Source organism: Variovorax paradoxus (assembly GCF_029919115.1).
Classification (GTDB): Bacteria; Pseudomonadota; Gammaproteobacteria; order Burkholderiales; family Burkholderiaceae_C; genus Variovorax; species Variovorax paradoxus_O.
The window spans coordinates 2,342,130-2,357,418 of record NZ_CP123990.1 but is presented as its reverse complement, the minus strand read 5'-3'; the positions used below and the strand labels follow the sequence as shown (position 1 = coordinate 2,357,418).

The window sequence follows — 15,289 nt, the reverse complement described above, 5'->3', positions numbered from 1 at the left end:
CCTTTATGGGTTCAGATTTTCTTGACGAGCACCTGGCTCTTGCGGTCCCAGTTGTACTTGCGCTTGCGGGCTTCGGGCAGCCAGTCGGGGTTGACCTGCTGGAAGCCGCGCTTCAAAAACCAGTGCATGGTGCGCGTGGTGAGCACGAAGATGCTTTCCAGGCCCATGGCCTTGGCGCGATGCTCTATGCGCTTGAGGATGCGCTCGCCGTCGCCCTGCGATTGCGACTGGGGCGACACTGTCAGCGCCGCCATCTCGGCCGTGCGAGCCTCGGGGTAGGGGTAGAGCGCCGCGCAGCCGAAGATCACGCCGTCGTGCTCGATGACGGTGTAGTGGCCCACGTCGCGCTCGATTTCGGTGCGGTCGCGCTTCACCAGCGTGCCGTCGCGCTCGAAGGGCTCGATCAGCTGGAGGATGCCGCCGATGTCGTCCACCGTGGCTTCGCGCAGGCTTTCGAGCTTTTCGTCGATGACCATGGTGCCGACGCCGTCGTGCACGTAGATTTCAAGCAGCAGCGAGCCGTCGAGCGCGAACGGCAGGATGTGGTTGCGCTCCACGCCGGCCTTGCAGGCTTTCACGCAGTGCTGCAGGTAGAAGGCGGTGTCGGTGGGCCGCTGCGGCGGCGGCAGCGAGGCCAGCAGCTTCTCGGCTGCGGCAAGCGGCAGTTCGGTGTCGATGGGGTTGTCTTCGCTTTCGGGCAGTTCGCTGTCGATGCGGATGCCCGGAATTTCGGTCAAGAAGATCAGCTTGTCCGCCTGGATCGAAATGGCCACGCTGGTGGCAACTTCTTCCATCGTCAGGTTGAAGGCCTCGCCGGTGGGCGAGAAGCCGAAGGGCGACATCAGCACCATGGCGCCGAAATCGAGCGTGCGGCGAATGCCGACCGCATCCACCTTGCGCACCAGGCCCGAATGCTTGAAGTCCACACCGTCGACCACGCCGATGGGGCGCGCGGTAATGAAGTTGCCCGAGATCACGCGGACGGTCGAGCCGGCCATCGGCGTGTTCGGCAGGCCTTGGCTGAATGCGGCCTCGATCTCGTAGCGCAGCTGGCCGGCGGCTTCCTGGGCGGAATCGAGCGCCACCTCGTCGGTAATGCGGATGCCGTGCGAATAGCGCGCCTCGTGCCCCTTGGCGGCGAGCTGTTCGTTGACCTGCGGGCGGAAGCCGTGCACCAGCACGATCTTGACGCCCATGCTCTGGATCAGCGCCAGGTCTTGCGCAATGTTCTGCAGCTTGCCCGCCGCAATGGCCTCACCCGCGAGGGCGACCACGAAAGTCTTACCGCGGTGCGTGTGGATGTAAGGCGCGACCGAGCGGAACCAGGGCACGAAGGTGAAGTTGAAAACGGTGGACATGGAGCGTGATTGTGCATTCTTGAACGAAGGTTCGCGCGGCTCAGGCCAACGCGCGCAGCAGCCGGGCGGCACTGGCCCCCGCAACGGGGCCGCCCGGCGCCTCGGGAGGCTCCGAGCCGGGGAGCTTGCGGGCCTTGAAGGTGGCCAGCAGCGCGGCGTAGGCGTCGGTCGCATCGGCCGCATCGGTTGGCAGGTCGAGCATTTCGGCCAATTGCTGCGGCGCCACCGAGCCCTCGCGCACCAGCACATCCACCACCGCCATGAAGGCGGGCGTGTGCGCCTCGAGCAATGCCAGGGCGCGTGCATGCTCCTGCGCGAGCAGTGCTTCGATCTCGGGGTTGGTGGCCTTCAGGTCGGTGTTGAGGTTGTCATCGGCGTCGTTGGCCACGTCGGTGCGGCTCAGCCGTGTGCCGAAGGCGTAATGGCGCACGTACTGCGCGGCGTGGGCGGTGGCTTGGCGGAAGTCTTGCGACGCGCCGGAAGTACAGGCTTGTTCGCCGAACACCAGCTGCTCTGCCGCACGGCCCGCCAGGCTCACGCAAATGCGGTCGCGCAGGTTCTGCCGCGACCATGCCTTGCGGTCTTCGTAGCTGTTGTAGCCGCCTTCGAACGATGCGACGTTGATCTTGATCTCCTGCGGCGCGCGTCCGAAGAGCAGGCCGTAGGCCACGCCGTGGCCGGCCTCGTGCACGGCCAGCAGGGCCCGAAAATCTTCGTTCGAGCGTTGCTTGAGCCGATTGAGCTCGAGCGTGACCGCAAAGCTGCGGTGCGCCTCGCGCTTGCCCTTCCGGTACCGCGCCACGATGCAGGCCTTGTCCCCAGCCGTTTCCAGCGAGAGCCACACCGGCTCGGCGCCGCCCGCGCCTTGCTCCAGCGCCCAGAGCGCCGCGTTGACCAGCGTGGCGCTCAGGATCGCATGGATCGAAGAGAACAGCGGGCGCGTGCCCTGCGCCGGGAAAACGGCGTTGGCATAAATCTGCTCGTACACGCTCGATTCGAGCATGAAGCGCACACCCGAGCTTTCACGGATCTCGTCCACATAGCGGTCGCAGATAGAAAGAATCAGCTGCACATAGGTGGCCCGGCTGAACGACGGGTAGATGACGTGGTTGTTGCCCAGCCGTGCCACCTGCTCGGGCTTGAAGCGTTCGGAGAGCGCCTTCTTCACATCGATGAGAGAGAGCTTCCTGGTCAGCGCATGGAAAATGTCGGCATCGGTGTCGCAGTCTTCCACGCGGCGCGCGGTTTCGGCGTACATCTCATCGAGGTTGCCCGAGACGAACACCAGCAGCTTGCTGTAGTCGGTTTCCCAGCCTTGCTGCGTGTCGCGGAAGGCGCGCAGCCGGGCATGCACTTCGGCCGGCTTCCACGCCATGATCTGCAGCAGGGTTTCAGGCAGCTTGAGGCACCGCTTGATCTCCTGCGCTTCCCAGGGGGCGAGGTGAAGCTTTCGCTTCTTCATTTTCTTCTTGTCGGCCGGGCCGTCGCGGTCTTGCTCGTACTCGGCCTGGGCGAGCGAGGCCTCGATTTCGCCGAGCATCGACAGCGCCGGCGGCAGCCGGCCGTCGGAGAGCAGCGCCCACACGTCCTGGTAGCGCTCGACCTTGGCATCGTGGCCGTTGCCGTCGAGCGTGCGAAAGCGCTGGAACTCGTCGAGCACCAGGATGCCCGGCGTGCCTTCGTCGATGCCCGATTCGGCCAGCATGGCCGAAATGGAACCCCGGCTGCTGTAGCCCGAGCCATGGCTGAAGCCGTCCATCTGCACTTCGATGAAGCGGTCGTAAAAGCCCAGGTGCTGCGCGAGCCTGCGCACCAGTTGCGTCTTGCCGGTGCCGGTGAGGCCCCAGAGGCACACGATGACCGGGCGGCTGATGAGTTGTGGAAACACGTACCACGCCCGCAGCGAATCGATCACCCGGTCGATGATGCCGTCGATGCCGAAGAGCTCGGTCTTGAGCGCCTGGGCAACTGCCTGCAGGTGGCGCGTTCGCTCGGAAAGCGCCGCATGCAGGTCTGAATGAATGTCGTTGGACATGAAAAATCTTGAATAAAAGCAGGAATGAAGAAGCCGCCGCTCCTCGCGGGCGAGGAGGCGGCAATGCAGACGCTGTGTGAGGGTCGGGTGCTGCGCTTCGGCCGTGGAAGCGAGCAGGGCGTCCGGTGCAACGGACGCGCGGGCTTCTTCTTCAGGCCGGACGCGGCAGCTCGACCCCGCCATGCACCGGGGCATGGCTTGCGCGGCGGCTGCGCAAAGTGGGGGATACGAGGAAGGAGGTCATGGGCGCAATCGTAGCGGCGGGTTGCGCGGGAGTAAAGACTATTTACTCTGCCTGTTGCGTGGCAGCCGCGCAATGTGGGAGGCGTGCAACAGTGGCGGTGCGCGCCGATAATCGACGGTTTGCCCGCCGCGCCTCGCGAATAGCTTTTCCCTTGACGACCACGACACCTTCCGCCCCCTTGCGCATCGAGTTTCCCGAATCGCTACCCGTCTCAGGCCGGCGCGATGAAATCATGGCCGCCGTCGAGGCGCACCAGGTGGTGATCGTCTGCGGTGAAACGGGCTCGGGCAAGACCACTCAGCTGCCGAAGATCGCGCTGGCGCTCGGCCGCGGCAAGCTCAACGCGCCGCCAGGCAAGGGCCGGCTCATCGGCCACACGCAGCCACGACGTATTGCCGCGAGCTCTGTGGCCAAGCGCATTGCCGAAGAGCTGAAAACGCCCCTGGGCGATGTGGTCGGTTTCAAGGTGCGCTTTCAGGACCGGCTGAGCCGCGACGCCTCGGTCAAGCTCATGACCGACGGCATCTTGCTGGCGGAAACGCAGACCGATCCGCTGCTGAAGGCCTACGACACGCTGATCATCGACGAGGCGCATGAGCGCTCGCTGAACATCGACTTCCTGCTGGGCTACCTGCGCGAGATTCTTCCGCGCCGGCCTGACCTGAAGGTGATCGTGACCTCGGCCACCATCGACGCCGACCGCTTCGCGCAGCACTTTGCATCCGCCAAGGGGCCTGCGCCGATCATCTATGTGTCCGGACGCACCTTTCCGGTCGAGCAGCGCTACCGGCCGTTCGAGGAGTCGCGCGAGCATGACCTGAACGATGCCATTGCCGATGGCGTCGATGAGCTCTGGCGCGATCCGCACAACGCGGGCGACATCCTCGTTTTTCTGCCTGGCGAGCGCGAGATCCGAGAGGCCGCGGACTATTTGCGCCGCCACCTGAGCCACCAGCCGCTGCTGCGCAATGCCGAGGTGCTGCCGCTGTTCGCCCGGCTTTCGGGCCCCGAGCAGGACCGCATCTTCGACGGCCACACGGGGCGGCGCATCGTGCTGGCCACCAACGTGGCCGAAACCTCGCTCACCGTCCCGGGCATCCGCTATGTGATCGATACCGGCACGGCGCGCGTCAAGCGCTACAGCTTCCGCAGCAAGGTCGAGCAGTTGCTGGTCGAGCCGATCAGCCAGGCCGCGGCCAACCAGCGCGCGGGCCGTTGCGGCCGGGTGGCCAACGGCATTTGCATCCGGCTTTACGACGAGAAGGATTTCGAAGGCCGGCCGCGCTTTACCGATCCCGAGATCCTGCGTTCATCGCTGGCCGGCGTCATCTTGCGCATGAAGTCGCTGCGCCTGGGCGACGTGGCGCGTTTTCCGTTCCTCGAAGCCCCTTCGCCGCGTGCGATTGCGGACGGCTACCAACTGCTGAACGAACTGGGCGCGGTCGACGACGCCAACGAGCTCACGGCCACGGGTGCCGAGCTGGCCAAGCTGCCGCTCGATCCGCGCGTGGGCCGGATGATCCTGGAAGCGCGCACACGCGGCGCGCTCGAAGAAGTGCTCGTCATTGCATCGGCTCTCAGCGTGCAGGACGTGCGCGACAGGCCGATGGACGCGCAACAGCAGGCCGACCAGGCCCACTCCAAATTCGACGATGAAAAGAGCGAGTTCAGCGGCTACCTGCGGCTGTGGAAATGGATCGCGGATGCGCGCGGCGGCCACGGCGACACCCACAAGCTCAGCAACCGCCAGTACGAGCAGCTGCTGCGACAGAACTTCATCAACATCCGCCGCGTGCGTGAATGGCGCGACATTCACTCGCAGCTGCTCACGGTCGTCACGGAGCACAAGTGGCGCATCAACGCGGAGCCCGCAGGCTACGAGCCGCTGCATCTTTCGATGCTGGCGGGCCTGCTCGGCAATGTGGGCTGGAAGCTGGAAGACGACGAGGCGTATCTCGGTGCGCGCGGCATCAAGTTCTATCGTCATCCGGGTGCGCACCTGAAGAAAAAGCCCGGCCGGTGGATCGTTGCGGCCGAACTGGTCGAGACGACGCGGCTCTTCGGCCGCGGCATTGCCAACATCGAACCGCAGTGGCTCGAACAGGTGGCCGGCCATCTGCTGAAAAAGCAACTGCTCGATCCGCACTGGGAGAAGAAGGGCGCGCAGGTTTCGGCGCTGGAACGCGCAACGCTCTATGGGCTGGTCGTCTACAGCGGGCGCCGGGTCGATTTCACCAAGGTCGACCCCGTGGCGGCGCGCGAAATCTTCATTCGCGAGGCGCTGGTCGGCGGGCAATGGGAAAGCAAGTTTCCGTTCCTCGTGGCCAATCGCAAGCTGGTGCGCGAGGTCGAGGGGCTGGAGCACAAGGCGCGCCGGCAAGACGTGCTGGTCGATGAGGAGCTGATCTTCGCCTTTTACGACGCGCAGTTGCCTGCCGACGTGGCGAGCGGCATCACCTTCGAGAACTGGTACCGCCATGCCTCGAAGGAGCAGCCGCGCCTGCTGTACCTGACGCGCGAAGAGCTGATGCGCCACCAGGCGGCGGGCATCACCACGCAGTCGTTTCCGCCCACACTGCGGCTCGGCGGTGTCGATTGCGCGGCGAGCTACCTGCACGAGCCAGGCGATGCGAAAGACGGCCTCACGGTGAGCGTGCCGCTCTTCGTGCTGAACCAGGTGAGCGAAGAGCGCTGCGAGTGGCTGGTCACCGGCATGCTGAAGGACAAGATCCAGGCGCTGCTCAAGAGCCTGCCGCAGCGCCCGCGGTCGCGCCTGGTGCCGCTGCCCGATTCCGCGGCAAAGCTGGCGGAAGAACTCTCGGCGCCCGAGGTGTTCGGCCACGGCTCGCTGACCGACGTGCTGCTCAAGCGCGTGCGCGACGCCACGAGCATCGACGTGAAGCGCGCCGACTTCAAGCTCGACATGCTGCCGCCGCACCTGTTCATGAACCTGCGCATCGTGGACGAGCATGGGCGCCAGCTTGGCATGGGGCGCAACCTGGGCGCACTCAAGGCCGAACTGGGTGCGCAGGCGCGGGGCGCCTTCCAGGCGTTGGCGGGGCTCAACGTCAAGGCTTCCGCGGAGCGAAAGCCGGACGGCGGCGCCGAGGGACGCGCGCAAAACAAGGGCAACGCAGCCGCCGCGCCTGCACCTGCCGCGCCGAGCTTGCCGGCTGGCCAGCGCTACACGAACTGGAGCTTCGGCGAACTGCCCGAACTGATGGAAGTGCGCCGCGGATCGCAGTCGCTCATTGGTTTTCCCGCGCTGCGGGACGAAGGCGACGCCGTCACCATCGAGGTGTTCGACGAACCCGCCGTGGCCGCTGCAAAGCACCGCGCGGGCCTGCGCAGGCTGTTTGCGCTGCAACTGAAAGATGCGCTCAAGTACCTCGAAAAGAACATTCCCGATCTGCAGAAGATGGCCGTGGCCTACATGCCGCTTGGCACATCGGAAGAGTTGCGCACGCAGATCATCGATGTGGCCATTGACCGGGCATTTCTGCAGGAGCCGCTGCCCACCGACGAATTTGCCTTCAAGCGCCGGCTCGAGGAAGGCCGCGGGCGTCTCACGCTGATTGCCAACGAGGTGGCCCGGCTGGCTTCGGCGATCCTGGTCGAATACGCGGCCGCCGCGCGCAAGATAAAGGACACCAAGATCCAGCCCGAGGCGGTGCAAGATGCCGCACAGCAGCTGCAGCGCCTGGTCGGCAAGCGCTTCATTGCCGATGCGCCGTGGACGCAGTTGCAGCATTTCGCGCGGTACCTCAAGGCCATCGTGCTGCGGCTGGACAAGCTGCGCGCCGACCCCGCGCGCGACGCAGCCAAGCTGGCCGAGTTGCGCCCGCAGGAGCAGCGCTACTGGCGATTGGTGGCGGAGCGCAAGGGCGTGGTGGACGATCGCATGCTCGAGTTTCGCTGGCTGCTCGAAGAGCTTCGCGTGAGCTTCTTCGCACAGGAACTGCGCACGCCGCAACCGGTAAGCGTCAAGCGGCTCGACAAGGCCTGGGCGCAGCTGCAAGCCTGACCTGCAAGGCGGAAAAAAAGAAGCCCGCTTGCGCGGGCTTCCTTCAGGTGCGAGTAATTTCAGCAGGCGCTATATGCGTCCCATGAGCACCAGGATGATCACGATCACCAGGACAAGGCCCAGGCCACCGCTTGGCCCGTAACCCCAGCTGCGGCTGTAGCCCCAGCTCGGCAGCGCGCCGATCAGCAGCAAGATCAGAATGATCAGCAGAATGAACGAGAGGGACATGCTTTTCTCCTGGACGTTGTTGTTACGAGAGTGGATGCTCGTTGTCCGGGGGCGCAAAACACGCCGGAAAGCCGCTCCTTCGGCGGTCAGGACTGTCCTACCGTTCGCGTCGGCCTTGAAGCCGCCTCAGCCCAGTCAGAGCCGGGCGAGACGGTCCAGCGCGGAAATCAGCGTCTCGTCCTTCTTGGCAAAGCAGAAGCGGACCACGCGCTGGTCGAAACCGTTGCCATAGAACGCCGACAGCGGAATGGCCGCCACGCCGATCTCGCTGGTGAGCCAAAGGCAGAAATCTGCTTCGGAAAGCTCGCTCACCGCAGAGATGTCGACGCACTGGAAATAGCTGCCTTCGCTGCGCAGCAGCTTGAAGCGGGTCTTCTCGGCGAGCCCTGCGGCAAAAAGGTCGCGCTTGCGCTGGTAGAAGGCCGGAAGCTCGAGGTAGGGCTTCGGGTCGGCCATGTACTGCGCGAGTGCGTGCTGCATGGGTGTGTTCACGGTGAACACGTTGAACTGGTGCACCTTGCGGAATTCAGCCATGAGCGGTGCGGGCGCCGCCACGTAGCCGACCTTCCAGCCGGTGACATGGTAGGTCTTGCCGAAGCTGCTCACGATGAAGCTGCGTGCGGCCAGGCCCGGGAAGCGCGCCACGCTTTCGTGCTGCGCACCGTCGTAGATCATGTGCTCGTACACCTCGTCGGCAATCACGAACACGTCGGTCGGCGCGAGCAGCTCTTCGAGCTTGCGCATTTCGGCCGCGGTCCAGATGGTGGCGCTCGGGTTGTGCGGCGTGTTGACGATGATGGCGCGCGTGCGCGGCGAAAGTGCCGCGGCAATCTTGTCGAAGTCGGGCCGGAAGGTGCCCGGCGTGAGCGGCACGCGCACCACGCTGCCGCCGGCCAGTTCGATGTTGGGCACGTAGCTGTCGTAGCAGGGCTCCAGAACGATCACCTCGTCGCCCGCGCGCACCACTGCAAGAATGGCCGTGATGATTGCGTGCGTGGCACCCGCGGTCACCGTGATTTCGGTCGCCGCGTTGTAGCCGTGGCCGTAGAGCGCGGCGATCTTGCCGGCAATGGCTTCGCGCAGTGCGGGAATGCCGGGCATCGGCGGATACTGGTTGTGGCCGGCGGCCATGGCGGCCGTCACGTCTTCGAGCAGCTTCGGGTCGCAGTTGAAATCGGGGAAGCCCTGGCCGAGGTTGACCGCGTCCTTCTCGGTTGCCAGTGCGGACATCACGGTGAAGATGGTGGTGCCGACGGCGGGCAGCTTGGTGGCGATGTCCGGCGTGCGGGGGGCGGTAGAAACGGTGCTCATGGTCGTGTTCGGAAACTGGGGCTGCTGAATGTCAAAGGTCGTAGTCTTGCTGGTGGCCGCTCAGGGCTTTTGCAATGAGGTTGCGGTCGAGCCGGTCGGATAGCAGCTCGGCAAACTTGAACACGAAGTTGCGCAGGTAGGCGCTGCGCTTGAACGCCACGCGGGCGATGTTCTGGCCGAACACGTGCCCCATGGGGCGCACCACGAGGTCGGCGTTCGACTCGTCGCGCACAGCCATCTCGGCCACGATGCCCACGCCCAGGCCAAGGCGCACGTAAGTCTTGATCACGTCGGAATCGATGGCTTCGAGCGCGATGCGCGGCGTGAGCTTTTTCTGTGCAAAGGCGTGGTCTATGCGCGTGCGGCCGGTGAACGACGGGTGGTAGGTAATGATGGGTTCGTGCGCCAGGTCCTCGAGCGAAATGCGCTCCTTGGCAGCCAGCGGATGGTCTTTGGGGAGCACCAGCACGTGCTGCCATTCGTAGCAAGGCAGGGTCACGAGCTCGGCGTAGTCCGCGAGCGACTCGGTGGCAATGCCCACCTCGGCGATTTCATCGATCACCATGCGCGCCACCTGGTCGGGCGAGCCCTGGTGCAGGCTCACGTTGACCTTGGGATAGGCCTCGCGAAGCCGGGCCACCGGCACCGGCAGCACATAGCGCGCCTGGGTATGGGTGGTCGCAATGGAGAGGGTGCCGCTGTCCTGGGCGCTGAATTGTTCGCCAATGCGCTTGAGGTTGCCCACTTCCCGCATGATCAGTTCGATGCTGGCGATGACATGCTGGCCCGGCTCGGTGACCCGCTTGAGGCGCTTGCCGTGGCGGGCGAAGATCTCGACGCCGAGCTCCTCTTCGAGCTCGATGATGGCTTTGGACACCCCGGGCTGCGAGGTATGGAGCGCCTTCGCCGCCTCGGTGAGGTTCAGGTTGCGCCGCACGGCTTCCTGAACAAACTTGAATTGGTGCAGATTCATATCAAATTCCGTCTTATTGCGGAATTCATTATGCCTTCGGAGTCTATCGAAATGCCCGGGACTTCAAGATTTGGTTGCGATCCTGGCCAGTAGCTCGACCAGTTCGGGTTCTTCGCCGACGATGCTGGCTAGCTGGAATTCGACATTGGGCCAAGTGGCGCGCAGTGCGTTCAGCTGGAGCGGCAGGTCTTCGCGCGCGTGCTTGCCCATGCCCAGAAACAGCGGAACGACCCTGAGCGAGCGCGCGCCGCTCGCAATCAGGGCTGCGGAAGCGGTGCGCAAATCGGGCGTGGCCAGCTCCATGTAGGCGCAAACCACCCGCGCTTGCGGATCGAGCGCGGTGACGCGCGCAGCCACGGCCTCGATGGGCTCGCGCCAGCGCTCGTCGCGCGAGCCATGGGCCAGGAGGATGATGCCCCTTGAGTTCACCGTCGTCACGTCTGTCGTCCCGCTTCTATCGTCGAAGAACCAGCCAGCTGAACGCGGCAAGCGACATGACCGAATAGATGAGCCCTGGCGCCGCCGCCGTAAGCCAGGGCGACCAGTTGCTCAGGTTGCCGAGATAGCCGAACACGTTGTTCAGCAGGAAAAAGCTGATGCCGATCATCACGCCGCCGAACACATAGGTGGTGATGCCGGTCTGGCGGAAATGCAGGTACGCGAAAGGCAGGGCGAGCACGACCATCACCAGGCACGAGAGCGGATAGAAGACCTTGCGCCAGAACTGGATCTCATAGCGCTGGGCGGTTTGGCCGTTGGCTTCGAGGTGGCTGATGTAGTCGAACAGGTCGATGGTGCTCATGCGGTCGGGCCGCAAGAGGGCGACCGACACCATTTCGGCCGTGAGCGTGGTGGGCCAGTCCATCTGCGGCACCCGCGTGGTCAAGATGTGCGCCTTGTTGGCGTCGGTGCGGGTGTTGTAGTCCTGCAGCTCGACGTCAGAAAGGGCCCAGTGGTCGTCGACGATGCGCGCGGAAGTCGCGAGAAGCTGCCTGCGTACATAGCCCTTCTCGTCGAATTCGAAGATGCGCGCATTCCGAAGGGAGCCGTCGCGCGAAATGGACACCACGTTGACGGCGTAGGACACGTTGCCGCGCTTCTCCTTGAGCCACGCTCCCGTATTGCCGACCAGCGAGAAGGTGCCCTGGTAGCGCGACTTGAGCAGCTGCCCCGTGCGCTCCGACGCAGGCGCGATGTAGTCGCCGATGGCAAAGGTCAGAAAAACAAAGCCGACGCCCAGCAGGAGCAGCGTGCGCAGCGCACGCCATGGGCCGAGGCCGCTGGTGCGCAGAATGGTGTATTCGGAGCTTTGCGCCAGCCGCGCCATCACGAAGATGCAGCCGATCAGCACCGTGATCGGGAGCAGTTCATAAAGGTGGCTTGGAATGAGCAGGGTCACGTAGACCAGTGCCTGCCCGGGGCCGTAGGCAAGGCTTTCGGGCTTGCCGATGGATTGCAGTTCGTCGACGAAGTCGAAAAAGAAGAACAGGCTCAAGAAGCCGAGCGTCACGAAGGCCACGGCCTTCAGTGCCTCGACGTAGATCAGGCGTCGGATTGTTTTCACGAGGTCGGGTCGATCTTGGTGGGCTGGGACGGCAGGCCGCCGGCAATGACGCGTTCCGTCTTGCGTCGCCTGCCCCAGTTGTTGTTGCGCAAAGCCAGCCATGCAACACCGATCAGCAGCACACCGCCGTGGAGCAGCAGCATGAACGAGCCCATGCCGTAGCGGCCCGAGCTGATCCAGCTTTGGCCGAGGTTGAGCATGTTGTAGTACACGACGAAGGCGAACAGCGCGAGCAGCAGGTTGCCGCTGCGCCCCACGCGCGGGTTGACGCTGGAAACGGTCAGTGCGAGCAGCACGAAGTTGATGGCGGCCAGCAGCATGCCGATGCGCCAGGCGAGTTCGCCTCGGTTCGCGTCCCCCGGCTCCCGCAGGAGCTGGATCGTGGGCTTGGCGCGTGCCGGCGTGGTGTCGGCGGTAAAGGAGTCGTTGCCGCCTGCGCGGGTGCCGTAGGTTTCGAATTCGCTGATCTTGAGGCCCGAGGTTGCGGTTTGCACCAGGGGGCGCTCGACCCGCTGGCCGTTGCTCAACATGAGGTAGCGGTGCTCACCCACGTTCTCGATGCGTCCGCTGCGCGCCGAGGTGGTAATTTGCAGCCCCCGCTCGATGGCCCAGATGAACACGTTGGTCGCGGTGGCGCCGTCAGGCGTGTCCTTGTCGATGAAAAAGACGCGGATGCGCCCGGCCGATTCGCGGAATTCGCCGGGAGTGACGCGCTCGATGTCGCTGCGCCGTTCGTACTGCGCGCGCATGCCGATGGTCTGCGAGTTGGCCCACGGCCAGCCCAGCAGGGCCATGATGGCGATCAGGGCGAGCACCGGCCACGCAAAGCGGAACAGCGGCTGCAGGAAGTCGACGAGGCCGCGCCCGCTGGAGAACCAGATCACCATTTCGCTGTCGCGGTACATGCGCGACAAGGTGCCGACAATGGCGATGAACAGGCTCAGGCTCAGGATGGTCGGCATGTAGCCGAGCACCGTGTAGGCCATTACCAGGAACACTTCGGACGGGTTCACGCTGCCCTTGGAGGCGAGCCCGAGCGTGCGGATGAGCATCATGGTCATCACGATGGTGACCAGGACCACGAGGGTCGCTCCGAAGCTGCGCGACAGCTCCTTGCGTAGGGAAGAATGGAATAACATCGTTCGAGGAAAAAAAGGATTATGGACTTTCAGCTCAAGACCCTCACCGTCGCCCGCGCCGCGGCCGAAAAATCCGACGTGCTGATCGTGCTCGTCGCCGGCGCGCCCATCACCGCCAAAGACCCGCTTTCCGCCCTGGTTGCCAGTGCCCGCAAGGCCGGCGACCTGCCCGACAAGGCCGGCAAGCTGCTGGCGCTCTACCATCCGGACGAGGTGGTGGCGTCGCGCGTGGTGCTTGCCGCCATTGGCGACGGCAAGCCCGCGTCGGTGCGCAGCGGCGTCATTGCGGCGGTCAACGCGGCCAAGGCCCACGCGCCCAAGCGGGTGGTGATCGTGTTCGCGCACGAAGCCGACGCGGCGGCAGTCGCGTGCGCCGTTACCGCCGCAGCGGACGCCAGCTACGTCTACACCACGACCAAATCCAAGGCCTCGAACGGCGAGGGCGGGCGCACCATCCGCAGCCTCACGCTCGGCGTCGGCGACTCCGCGGCGGTGAGCAAGGCCTTCGAAGAAGCCCGCGCAACAGTGGCCGGCATCGAATTTGCCAAGGAGTGGGGCAACCGCCCGGGCAACTATTGCACGCCCACCTTGCTGGCCGACGCCGCGCAAGGCCTGGCCAAGCTGCCCCGTGTCAAATGCGAGGTGCTGGGCCCGAAGGAAGTGCAGAAACTCGGCATGGGGTCGTTTGCCGCCGTGGCGCAGGGTTCCGCGGAGCCGCTGCGCTTCATCGTGCTGCGCTATCAGGGCGGTCCGAAGGACCAGGCGCCCGTGGTGCTGGTCGGCAAGGGAATTACCTTCGACACCGGCGGCGTCTCGCTCAAGCCGGCGGCCGAAATGGACGAGATGAAGTTCGACATGTGCGGCGCGGCGAGCGTGCTCGGCACCTTCCGCGCACTGGGCGAAATCCAGCCTGCCATCAACGTGGTGGGCCTGGTGCCCTCGTGCGAGAACATGAACGACGGCCGGGCCATCAAGCCCGGCGACGTGGTCACCAGCATGAGCGGGCAGACCATCGAGGTGCTGAACACCGATGCGGAAGGGCGCCTCATCCTGTGCGACGCACTGACATACGCCAAGCGCTTCGAGCCGGCCGCAGTGATCGACATTGCCACCCTCACCGGCGCCTGCGTGGTGGCGCTGGGCGGCGTGCGCAGCGGCCTTTTCACGGCCGACGAAACGCTGGCCGCCGCGCTCCAGGCGGCCGGAGAAGAATCGCAAGACCGCTGCTGGCGGCTGCCGCTGGACGACGAATACGCAGACGGGCTCAAGAGCAACTTTGCCGACGTGGCCAATGTGGCGGGCCGCGCCGGCGGCGCCATTACCGCGGCCAAGTTCCTGCAACGCTTTGCCGGCGATTTTTCCTGGGCGCACCTGGACATCGCAGGCACCGCCTGGAAGAGCGGCGCGGCCAAGGGATCGACCGGGCGGCCTGTGGGCCTGCTGGTGTCGTACCTGATGGAGCGCGCACGCAGCGGCGCGGCCCAGGCGCCCGCACCAAAGGCTTCGCGCAAGAGCGCCGGGCCCGCCACGCGAAAGGCCCGGTCCGTACAGTGACGGAAATCGGTTTTCACTTCAATACGCCGGACAAGGTCAACTACGCCTGCCGGCTGGTGCGAAAGGCCGTGAGCGCGCGCGGGCTGCGTGTAGTTGTGGTGGGCGAAACGCAAATGCTGGATGCGGTGGATGCTGCGCTCTGGCAACTCTCTCCGTCCGACTTCATCGCGCATTGCCGCAGCAACGCCGAGGCGCACATGGTGGCCAGGTCGCCGGTCATTCTTTCGGCCGAGGGGGCAGATGTTGCATCGCTCCCCCACCGCGAGATGCTCGTGAACCTGGGGCCGGAGGTTCCGGCGGGTTTCGAACGCTTCGAGCGCCTGATCGACATCGTGAGCGACGAGGCCGAAGACCGCCAGATCGGCCGCTCGCGGTGGCGCCACTATGCCGACCGGGGCTACACCATCCAGCCGCACGACTTTGCGAGGAGCGCTTCCTGATGGCCAGCACGCTGCGTACACCGCCCCGGTTCGTTCCCACCCTGACCACGGTGCTCGATCTGCAAGCCGAGCCCGTGGCCGGCGAGGCGGGCAAGCCTTCTATCGCGAGCACGCCGGCGCCGCCGGTCGACCTTGCCGAAGCGGTTGCCTTGCCCCCGGCCGAACAGCGCTCCGATGCCGAAATCGTGCGCCTCGAAGAGCAATTGCTGCATCGGGTGCTGCAGCGCGTGGACCTGTCTTTGGAAGAGCGCTTGAGCGACACGGTTTCGGCCGCCGTTCAACAGCAACTCGATTCAATGGTGCCTCGGCTGCGTGAAGAAATCGAGGCCGTTTTGCGTGCTTTGGTTATAGAGGCGATGGCCGCCGAACTCTCGGAAAACACAGGGTCTACGCCAGCTTCCGGCGCATAAAGCTTCAGC

At 65.0% G+C, this 15,289-nt stretch carries 12 protein-coding genes; 4 read left to right on the top strand and 8 right to left on the bottom strand.

The window, feature by feature from the left end:
• Window positions 1-11: 11 nt before the first annotated feature.
• Together argA and QHG62_RS11480 are read right to left on the bottom strand one after the other, a co-directional pair.
• Window positions 12-1,358 carry an amino-acid N-acetyltransferase gene (argA, locus tag QHG62_RS11485; protein ID WP_281150970.1) on the bottom strand — a complete coding sequence of 449 codons (1,347 nt, stop codon included), beginning with the start codon at window positions 1,356-1,358 and terminating at the stop codon, window positions 12-14.
• Window positions 1,359-1,398: 40 nt separating this feature from the next.
• The gene (locus QHG62_RS11480; protein ID WP_281150969.1) at window positions 1,399-3,393 is read right to left on the bottom strand and encodes an AAA family ATPase; all 1,995 of its coding nucleotides are present in this window, start codon (window positions 3,391-3,393) and stop codon (window positions 1,399-1,401) included.
• A 476-nt stretch (window positions 3,394-3,869) separates the two neighbouring features.
• Between QHG62_RS11480 and hrpA the strand changes: the two genes are divergently transcribed.
• Window positions 3,870-7,661: an ATP-dependent RNA helicase HrpA gene (hrpA, locus tag QHG62_RS11475; protein ID WP_432445609.1), complete on the top strand. Its 3,792-nt coding sequence runs from the start codon at window positions 3,870-3,872 to the stop codon at window positions 7,659-7,661.
• Between the two features lie 69 nt (window positions 7,662-7,730).
• On the opposite strand, the gene QHG62_RS11470 is transcribed toward hrpA, so the two are convergent.
• From QHG62_RS11470 to lptF, 6 genes are all read right to left on the bottom strand, one after another.
• The gene (locus QHG62_RS11470; protein WP_157614004.1) at window positions 7,731-7,889 is read right to left on the bottom strand and encodes a DUF3309 family protein; all 159 of its coding nucleotides are present in this window, start codon (window positions 7,887-7,889) and stop codon (window positions 7,731-7,733) included.
• A gap of 135 nt (window positions 7,890-8,024) precedes the next feature.
• Entirely contained in the window at window positions 8,025-9,200 is a 1,176-nt protein-coding gene (locus QHG62_RS11465) for a pyridoxal phosphate-dependent aminotransferase (protein ID WP_281150967.1), read from the bottom strand.
• 31 nt (window positions 9,201-9,231) lie between these two features.
• A complete protein-coding gene (locus QHG62_RS11460) occupies window positions 9,232-10,173 on the bottom strand; it encodes a CysB family HTH-type transcriptional regulator (protein WP_258506514.1) in 942 nt (313 codons plus the stop codon).
• 63 nt (window positions 10,174-10,236) lie between these two features.
• Complete coding sequence (locus tag QHG62_RS11455; protein WP_281150966.1) at window positions 10,237-10,611, bottom strand: sirohydrochlorin chelatase; 375 nt, start codon at window positions 10,609-10,611, stop codon at window positions 10,237-10,239.
• Between the two features lie 16 nt (window positions 10,612-10,627).
• On the bottom strand, window positions 10,628-11,737 hold the full coding sequence (gene lptG / locus QHG62_RS11450) for an LPS export ABC transporter permease LptG (protein WP_281150965.1): 1,110 nt from the start codon (window positions 11,735-11,737) through the stop codon (window positions 10,628-10,630).
• Complete coding sequence (lptF, locus tag QHG62_RS11445; RefSeq protein ID WP_281150964.1) at window positions 11,734-12,876, bottom strand: LPS export ABC transporter permease LptF; 1,143 nt, start codon at window positions 12,874-12,876, stop codon at window positions 11,734-11,736. Before lptF ends, lptG begins: the two co-directional genes overlap by 4 nt.
• A 21-nt stretch (window positions 12,877-12,897) precedes the next feature.
• Here lptF and QHG62_RS11440 point away from each other — a divergent pair, with 21 nt between their 5' ends.
• Genes QHG62_RS11440 through QHG62_RS11430 form a run of 3 tightly spaced genes read left to right on the top strand, consistent with a single transcriptional unit; the run spans window position 12,898 to window position 15,280 of the window.
• Entirely contained in the window at window positions 12,898-14,430 is a 1,533-nt protein-coding gene (locus QHG62_RS11440; protein WP_281150963.1) for a leucyl aminopeptidase, read from the top strand.
• On the top strand, window positions 14,427-14,870 hold the full coding sequence (locus QHG62_RS11435) for a DNA polymerase III subunit chi (RefSeq protein WP_281150962.1): 444 nt from the start codon (window positions 14,427-14,429) through the stop codon (window positions 14,868-14,870). The genes QHG62_RS11440 and QHG62_RS11435 overlap by 4 nt, the downstream gene beginning before the upstream one ends.
• Window positions 14,870-15,280 (top strand): hypothetical protein, encoded by a 411-nt coding sequence (locus QHG62_RS11430; RefSeq protein ID WP_281150961.1) that lies wholly within the window; start codon window positions 14,870-14,872, stop codon window positions 15,278-15,280. Before QHG62_RS11435 ends, QHG62_RS11430 begins: the two co-directional genes overlap by 1 nt.
• Window positions 15,281-15,289 lie beyond the last annotated feature (9 nt).

Bases quoted from the DNA above. Each gene is read 5' to 3' on its own strand.
- argA (WP_281150970.1), bottom strand. From the start codon at position 1,358: ATGTCCACCGTTTTCAACTTCACCTTCGTGCCCTGGTTCCGCTCGGTC.
- QHG62_RS11480 (WP_281150969.1), bottom strand. From the start codon at position 3,393: ATGTCCAACGACATTCATTCAGACCTGCATGCGGCGCTTTCCGAGCGA.
- lptF (WP_281150964.1), bottom strand. From the start codon at position 12,876: ATGTTATTCCATTCTTCCCTACGCAAGGAGCTGTCGCGCAGCTTCGGA.
- QHG62_RS11440 (WP_281150963.1), top strand. From the start codon at position 12,898: ATGGACTTTCAGCTCAAGACCCTCACCGTCGCCCGCGCCGCGGCCGAA.
- QHG62_RS11465 (WP_281150967.1), bottom strand. From the start codon at position 9,200: ATGAGCACCGTTTCTACCGCCCCCCGCACGCCGGACATCGCCACCAAG.
- QHG62_RS11460 (WP_258506514.1), bottom strand. From the start codon at position 10,173: ATGAATCTGCACCAATTCAAGTTTGTTCAGGAAGCCGTGCGGCGCAAC.
- QHG62_RS11430 (WP_281150961.1), top strand. From the start codon at position 14,870: ATGGCCAGCACGCTGCGTACACCGCCCCGGTTCGTTCCCACCCTGACC.
- QHG62_RS11470 (WP_157614004.1), bottom strand. From the start codon at position 7,889: ATGTCCCTCTCGTTCATTCTGCTGATCATTCTGATCTTGCTGCTGATC.
- hrpA (WP_432445609.1), top strand. From the start codon at position 3,870: ATGGCCGCCGTCGAGGCGCACCAGGTGGTGATCGTCTGCGGTGAAACG.